The 6,827-nt window shown below is 40.1% G+C and carries 9 protein-coding genes; 3 read left to right on the forward strand and 6 right to left on the reverse strand.

The window, feature by feature from the left end; genetic code table 11:
- On the reverse strand, positions 1 to 181 hold a 181-nt coding region (locus G4P69_RS34750), incomplete at its 3' end, for a hypothetical protein (RefSeq protein WP_208354477.1).
- On the opposite strand from G4P69_RS34750, the gene G4P69_RS34755 reads away from it, so the two are divergent.
- Complete coding sequence (locus tag G4P69_RS34755) at positions 175 to 438, forward strand: nuclease A inhibitor family protein (RefSeq protein ID WP_313890607.1); 264 nt, start codon at positions 175 to 177, stop codon at positions 436 to 438. The two genes, G4P69_RS34750 and G4P69_RS34755, sit on opposite strands and share 7 nt — an antisense overlap.
- 99 nt (positions 439 to 537) lie before the next feature.
- Here the strand turns inward: G4P69_RS34755 and G4P69_RS34760 are convergent, their stop codons facing one another.
- The gene (locus G4P69_RS34760) at positions 538 to 1,383 is read right to left on the reverse strand and encodes a DNA/RNA non-specific endonuclease (RefSeq protein ID WP_208354479.1); all 846 of its coding nucleotides are present in this window, start codon (positions 1,381 to 1,383) and stop codon (positions 538 to 540) included.
- A 271-nt stretch (positions 1,384 to 1,654) separates the two neighbouring features.
- Here G4P69_RS34760 and G4P69_RS34765 point away from each other — a divergent pair, with 271 nt between their 5' ends.
- Both G4P69_RS34765 and purT read left to right on the forward strand, forming a co-directional pair.
- On the forward strand, positions 1,655 to 2,239 hold the full coding sequence (locus tag G4P69_RS34765; RefSeq protein ID WP_208354482.1) for an endonuclease dU: 585 nt from the start codon (positions 1,655 to 1,657) through the stop codon (positions 2,237 to 2,239).
- A gap of 61 nt (positions 2,240 to 2,300) precedes the next feature.
- Positions 2,301 to 3,479, forward strand: a complete 1,179-nt coding sequence (purT, locus tag G4P69_RS34770) for a formate-dependent phosphoribosylglycinamide formyltransferase (RefSeq protein WP_208354484.1) — start codon at positions 2,301 to 2,303, stop codon at positions 3,477 to 3,479.
- 17 nt (positions 3,480 to 3,496) lie between these two features.
- Here the strand turns inward: purT and G4P69_RS34775 are convergent, their stop codons facing one another.
- The 4 genes from G4P69_RS34775 to G4P69_RS34790 all read right to left on the reverse strand — a co-directional run.
- A complete protein-coding gene (locus G4P69_RS34775) occupies positions 3,497 to 3,805 on the reverse strand; it encodes an RNA-binding protein (protein ID WP_208346216.1) in 309 nt (102 codons plus the stop codon).
- A 523-nt stretch (positions 3,806 to 4,328) separates the two neighbouring features.
- Positions 4,329 to 4,637 (reverse strand): HigA family addiction module antitoxin, encoded by a 309-nt coding sequence (locus G4P69_RS34780; RefSeq protein ID WP_208346217.1) that lies wholly within the window; start codon positions 4,635 to 4,637, stop codon positions 4,329 to 4,331.
- A 15-nt stretch (positions 4,638 to 4,652) separates the two neighbouring features.
- Positions 4,653 to 4,937: a type II toxin-antitoxin system RelE/ParE family toxin gene (locus G4P69_RS34785; protein WP_208346218.1), complete on the reverse strand. Its 285-nt coding sequence runs from the start codon at positions 4,935 to 4,937 to the stop codon at positions 4,653 to 4,655.
- Between the two features lie 33 nt (positions 4,938 to 4,970).
- Positions 4,971 to 6,827, reverse strand: a 1,857-nt coding sequence (locus G4P69_RS34790; protein ID WP_208354486.1) for a WD40 repeat domain-containing protein, incomplete at its 5' end; no start/stop codon positions are given.

Genomic DNA, 6,827 nt, shown 5'->3' on the forward strand with positions numbered 1-6,827 from the left:
TTCCCTTATCATCTAACCACCCAACTGCTTGGGAAAACCTTATATAGTTTTTATAATCTTCGCCATTCCACTGTTCTAGTTTTATACCCAGTCGATTTCCTGTCTTAATCCATATCTCCTTTTGTATGGTCTGCTCAAGGTAAAGAAGCTTTAGGGTCTGACAAAATTTTAGAATTGACAAACCATCCTAAAGATTCACCTGTTGAAACAGTTGATCTGGATCATTTATTTCGGAATGTTGCAGAGGAAAAAGAATGGCATGACGAAGAACAAAAACAAAATGTTTCAAAATATAAGTCTCTCGTACAGACGTTAAAAGCCAACCTCGATGATTTAAAGGTTTATCGAGTTGGCTCAATAGAGATTGATGTCTATATTGTTGGTAAAACAAAAGAAGGCGATTTAGCTGGACTATCAACTAAAGTTGTTGAAACTTAATCAACAGGAGTCAGCCCCTTCACCGAAAGGGCTGACCAGACCAGTTATCATTTCATTTATTAACTGATAACTGATAACTGATAACTGTTAACTGATTATTTACTGTGTTGGACCAGTATCAACTGTGGACTCAATTACGGCTTGAACAGATGAACTAACATTCGAGAGGAAATCGTAACCAGTTTTGGACTCGATGGAATCAACAGTAGTACGGAAATTTCCCCAGTTAACAGAACGACTTCCTTGAGTGTTGGGGGTATCTATAGCAATCACGCGTGTACTTGTGTTGACACCAGCTGCGCCAGTACCAGGGTTTGTTACTACAATAATTTTGAAAAGTCGGGCTGGAATTGTAATCTTACCATTGGCTATGGTACCTAAACTGCCATATCCCCCAGCAATGACGTATAGCTCTTTGCCATTGTTAGTTACTAGCGATCGCTCGTAGTTTTCCAATTCCGCCCAATAGCCTTGATTATTATCAGCTGCTTGGGGGACTATGTTGGTCATTAAAAACGTTGCAGAATTATTCGTGACTGAATTGGTGCGATCCGCCGAAGGACACATATGTCCTCGATCATACCCACTACCAGTGTAATCGGAAGTTGTGACTTGATACCATCCAGAGGGTAGTGTTGTATCCGCACGAAAATCATTTTGTCTGGGAGTACTACCTAACCAAGATTGATTGAGTTGCCAACTTACCCAGTTAGGAATTCTTCTTGAATTGCTATATGATACAGCGTACTGAGCTTTGTCTAGCAAGTAATTATCGGGACTAGCTGTACTAGTAATTGCTCCACTTGGGTTTCCCATTGTTAAGTGGACACTAGCAGCAGTTGCTTTTCTTAAAGACCCGAAAATAATAGCAGATACAATTACTAAACCTACAGTAAGCAGTAAAATGAATCTGCGTAATGGCTTTTTGGAAAATGATTTAAACATTGTAAAACGCTAATTTATCGATGCGTCTATTTTAGCTTAGACATTATTTATTAAGTAGAGAATAAGCTGACGTTAAACAACGACTTGCTACGATAATAATGGGATCACGCAAAAAAAAACAGCACTTGAATCATGACCGGATCAGTTGTCAGTTATCGGTTATCAGTACCACTACTCAGTTATCTATTAACACCGCACCATAGACCTTGACCACTGATAACTGTTTACTGTTCACTGATAACTGTTAATACAAGGAATATTTCCCAGGGCAATGAAACTTGAATCGTTACTCAGACTTAACCGTACTATTCGCGTCATCGGTTTCGACGATGCACCTTTTATTCGGGGTGTCGGGGGTAAGGTAAGCATAGCGGGAGTGGTTTGTGGTGGAACTCGGTTTGAGGGTATGGTGTGGGGAAATGTAGAGGTTGATGGATTAGATGCGACAGATGCAATTTGTAGGCTACTAATAGGAGGTAAATTTCTCTCCCAATTACACATTGTGTTAATAGATGGACTTGGTTTTGGCGGATTCAATCTTGTTAATCTTCCAGAATTAGCACAGAGACTACAACTTCCGTGTGTAGCAATTATGCGCCGTTTCCCTGATTTAGTCGCTGTCCGTGAAGCTATGAAAAACCTGCCAAACTTTGAACAACGGCTTGAACTTTTAAAGCTTGCAGGTACTATTTATGAAACTCCGCCGTTTGTTTTTCAAGTCAGTGGTGAAGAACCGGAAGTGATAGCTGGAGTATTGCAACGCTTAACAGATTGCGGTAAAGTACCAGAGGCTTTACGTTTAGCACATTTGATCACGGCTGCTGTGATTTTAGGAGAAAGTGGTAGTTCTGCTTAGTACATACAATTAATGCTTAATTCTTGATAAGATAATTTTTTTGTAATAACTGGTAAATTTGATGAAAAATTCGATGAAACTGCCGCAAAAATTAATGTTATTAGGTGCAGGAGAACTAGGCAAAGAATTTGTGATTGCGGCTCAGCGTCTAGGCAATTATGTGATTGCTGTTGACCGCTATGCTGACGCTCCAGCTATGCAAGTTGCTGATTGTTCGGAAGTGATTTCTATGCTGAGTGCGGATGATCTAGAAGCTGTTGTCGCTAAATATAAGCCGGATTTTATTATACCAGAAATAGAAGCAATTAGAACTGAAAAACTTATAGAGTTTGAGCAGCGAGGTATTACAGTTATCCCGACAGCAGCAGCAACTAACTACACAATGAACCGTGACAGGATCAGGGAATTAGCGTCTAAAAAGTTAGGGATCCGCACGGCTAAGTATGATTATGCAACGAGTGAAGAAGAGTTAATTGCTGTTTCTGATGAAATTGGGTTTCCTAATGTTGTTAAACCTGTGATGTCGTCTTCAGGGAAAGGTCAATCTGTAGTTAAAGATAAGAGTGAAGTAGAACAAGCCTGGAAGTACGCGATCGCCAACTCCAGGGGTGATAGTCAAAAAGTGATTGTCGAAGAATTTATCGACTTTGAAATTGAGATAACTTTGCTGACAATTAAACAGTGGAATGCACCAACAATTTTTTGTTCTCCTATTGGTCATCGTCAAGAAAGAGGAGATTACCAAGAATCTTGGCAACCGGCAGAAATTTCTGATGAAATGATATTATCAGCACAATCAATAGCAAAAAAAGTCACCGATGCTTTAGGGGGAGCAGGAATTTTTGGTGTTGAGTTTTTTATTACAAAAGACGAAGTTATTTTTTCGGAACTTTCTCCTAGACCCCATGATACAGGAATGGTAACTTTAATATCGCAAAATCTTAACGAGTTTGAACTGCATTTAAGAGCCATTTTAGGCTTACCCATTCCCAATATAGAACAATTTGGTTTCTCAGCCAGTGCCGTCATTTTAGCAACAGAACAACTAGATTCAATTGCGTTTACAGGCGTAGCTGAAGCTTTGTCAGAAAAAGATGTAGACATTAGGCTATTTGGTAAGCCTAATGCTCATCCTTATAGACGAATGGGAGTTGCTTTGGCAAAAGGGAATAATATTTTAGAAGCAAGGGAGAAGGCGAAGAGAGCCGCAAATCAAGTTAAGATAATTCGTAACGACTGATTATCCTGAGAGTAATATCAGCCTCCTCCAGGATCGTCTCCCCCAGCATCGTCTCCCCCAGCATCGTCTCCCCCAGCATCGTCTCCCCGAATACCGTCAAATGAGTCTCTCCTCCCAGCATCACGACTGTTTCCTAACTTAGAAAATTTTAGTTTCTTCCCAAAAAATTCGATGCTATTTAGGCTTTGAATAGCATTATCCTCATTGTCAACTTCTATCTCGGCGTAACCATCTTGTAAAGAAATGGTGAATCTACCAAGTTTTCTAAGAATTTCTAACTCATTCTCTGTTAGCACAGAAGAGAGATTATCAATGCGAATAGTCATAGTTTTCCCTGATATTCGATAGTACAAAAATCACACGGTAGACAGAACCGTATGACTGTTAAAAACTAACCAGTTCGTCAGTAAAGAAACTGACCACTCGTTTACGAGTGGTGTTTCATGAAAAAATTACTTAAAACGCTTCATTATCTTAATAGGTGTTAATACCACCATCTTATGCACTTTGTACTTGTATGGTTCAAAGTTCTTGATACCAAAGGATAACAGCTAATCTTATGTGGAATCCGAAATCAAGGGACGAGAAACTGTAATTAGAAGTATTAGACAAATTAAGGATAAATAGGAGCGTTCAAATGATCGATACCCTAACCTTACTACTAGCGGCTATAGGCTGGATAGCTATCTTTCGCCTATTTGTTCAATTTAAAAGGATTTGATCTGTGAGGGGAATGATACAAATAACTGGTGAAATCCTTTTCAGTGATGGGCGTGGGGAAAAGTTAAGGAAAGTAAAAACCAGTTTGAACTGTTGTTAACGACACACGTACAATTTTTCTTCTCAAACTCAGGCTACATCGTTAAACGGAAGTGTAGGTATTTGATTATAAACTTCTGCATTTTCTTGAAGAGCTTGACGTATATCATATTGGGTTTGTAAATTCAACCAAAACTGAGCGCTGTTACCAAAATAGCGAGATAAACGCAATGCTGTATCAGCTGTAATACCCCGTTTTCCAGATAAAATTTCACTAATTCTTGTCTGAGCTACACCTATATCTTTGCTCAACCGATATGGGGTGATATTTAGTGGCTCTAAAAATTCCAGTTGTAGGATTTCACCAGGGTGAATATTTGGCAGATGAGCGTTTTTCATAATTATTGACCTATGTCAATGGTAATCTACTATTTCAACTTCCGAAGCATTGTTTTGATCCGTCCAAACAAAGCAGATTCGCCATTGCTCGTTAATACGAATACTATACTGCCCTTTCCTGTCACCAACTAGCTTTTCTAAACGATTCCCTGGTGGAACGCGCAAATCGTTAATTGATATTGCAGCGTCCAAGATAAGCAGTTTTCGTAAAGCAGTTTTTTGGATATCGGGCGGATACACAGAAGATGTAAAGCCATTAAAGATAAGCTTTGTTTGTTCAGATTTAAAACTAACAATCACAATGTTATCGCTTTGCGTTACTATCGTCAACCGTTAGTATACAATTCGAGAGGGTCTTGCACTAACCAAATTTGTGTGTTGCGAAAAGTTCAGCTTAATTCCATCACAAAGAAGGTGAGCATTTTGCAAAGAATCCTGTTCTACATTTGTCCTGAGATAATCGCTTACCCAACCACAAGCGTAGGTTAGTAGTTTATCGAAAGCCACGACACGATCCAAATCCCATAGAATCACTGTCTTATCATCACTTGCTGACGCAATTATTTTACCATCGGGACTAAAAGCAACATTGGAAACTATATCACTATGACTATTGAGGGTTGTGACAAGCTTTCCCTCCCGTGTCCAGATATTGACGGTTTTGTCTAAACTTGATGAAGCGATCGCCTGACCGTCCGGACTGAACGCAACTCCATACACTGCACCGTTATGATCGCTAAGAGTGCGTAGCAGCATACCATCCCGCGTCCAAAGTTTGACAGTTTTATCCCAGCTTGCTGTGGCGATGATTTTATTATCACCAGAGAAAGCAACTGACCTAACCGCACTATTATGGCCTTTAAGGGTAGTAAGTTCTGTACCATCCAATGTCCATAGTTTAACAGTTTTATCTCGGCTGGATGAAGCAATTGTTTTACTGTCTGGGCTAAAAGCTACTCCCCAAACCTGATCATTATGACCATTTAAAGTCCTGAGCAATTTTCCGTTGCTTGTCCAAAGTCTGATTGTCTTATCGTCACTTGCTGAAGCAATCATCTTACCATTAGGACTGAATGCAACTGCATTTACCACCCCTGTATGACCATTTAAAGTTTTTAGCAGCACACCACTACTTGTCCAGAGTTTAATTGTTTTGTCTCGACTTGCAGTAGCGATCGCCTGACCATCAGGACTAAATGCAACTGACCAAACTCCAGCTTTATGTCCTTTAAGGGTTCTCACTTCAGTACCATCTAGTCGCCAAAGTTTGGCTGTGCTATCGTCACTGGTTGTAGCAATTGTTTGACCATCTGGACTAAATGCAACTGACCAAACTCGTCCACTATGACCATGAAGCGTAGTCAGCAAATTTCCACGCAGTTTCCAAAGTCTAATTGTCTTGTCGCTACCTGCTGAGGCTATTGTCTGATTATTATGACTAAACGTCACTGCATAAACTATATCGCTATGACCATCAAGAGTGTTCAGCACCACACCTTCTCTATTCCAGAGCGTAACTTTTCTATCTCCATTTGCTGTAGCAATTGTTTGACCATCTAGACTAAACGCCACGCCAAAAACTCTATTACCATTGTTATTAATAGTAGTGAGCAACTTTCCGTTTTGATCCCAGAGTTTAAGCGTTTTGTCTAAGCTGGCTGAGGCTATAGTCTTACCATCTGGACTAAAAGCGACTGCTCTAACCTCATCAGTATGACCATTAAGAGTGCGTAGTAGTAAACCATCCCGACGCCATAGCTTTACTGTGTTATCTCTACTTGCTGTAGCAATTATTTGACCATCTGGGCTGAATGCAACTGACCTCACCCTATCTGTGTGACTGTTGAGCGTGCGTAGTAGCCCACCATCGCGATTCCATAGTTTTACCGTGTTGTCCGCACTTGCTGTTGCAATTGTTTGACCATCTGGGCTAAATGCAACGCCATAAACTCTATCGGCGTGACCATTGAGAGTAGTAAGCTCTGTACCACTGCGCTTCCAGAGTTTAACGGTCTTATCATCACTAACTGTTGCAATTGTTTGACCATCTGGGCTAAATGCAACTGCGTTAACTTTATCACTATGACCATAAAGAGTGGCAAGCATTTTACCATCATAGTTCCAAAGTTTGACTGTCTTGTCGTACCTTTCATATGTTATTATCTGATCATTAGGGCTACAAGCAACTGC

Origin of the sequence: Aetokthonos hydrillicola CCALA 1050, assembly GCF_017591665.1 — a bacterium.
Taxonomy (GTDB): Bacteria; Cyanobacteriota; Cyanobacteriia; order Cyanobacteriales; family Nostocaceae; genus Aetokthonos; species Aetokthonos hydrillicola.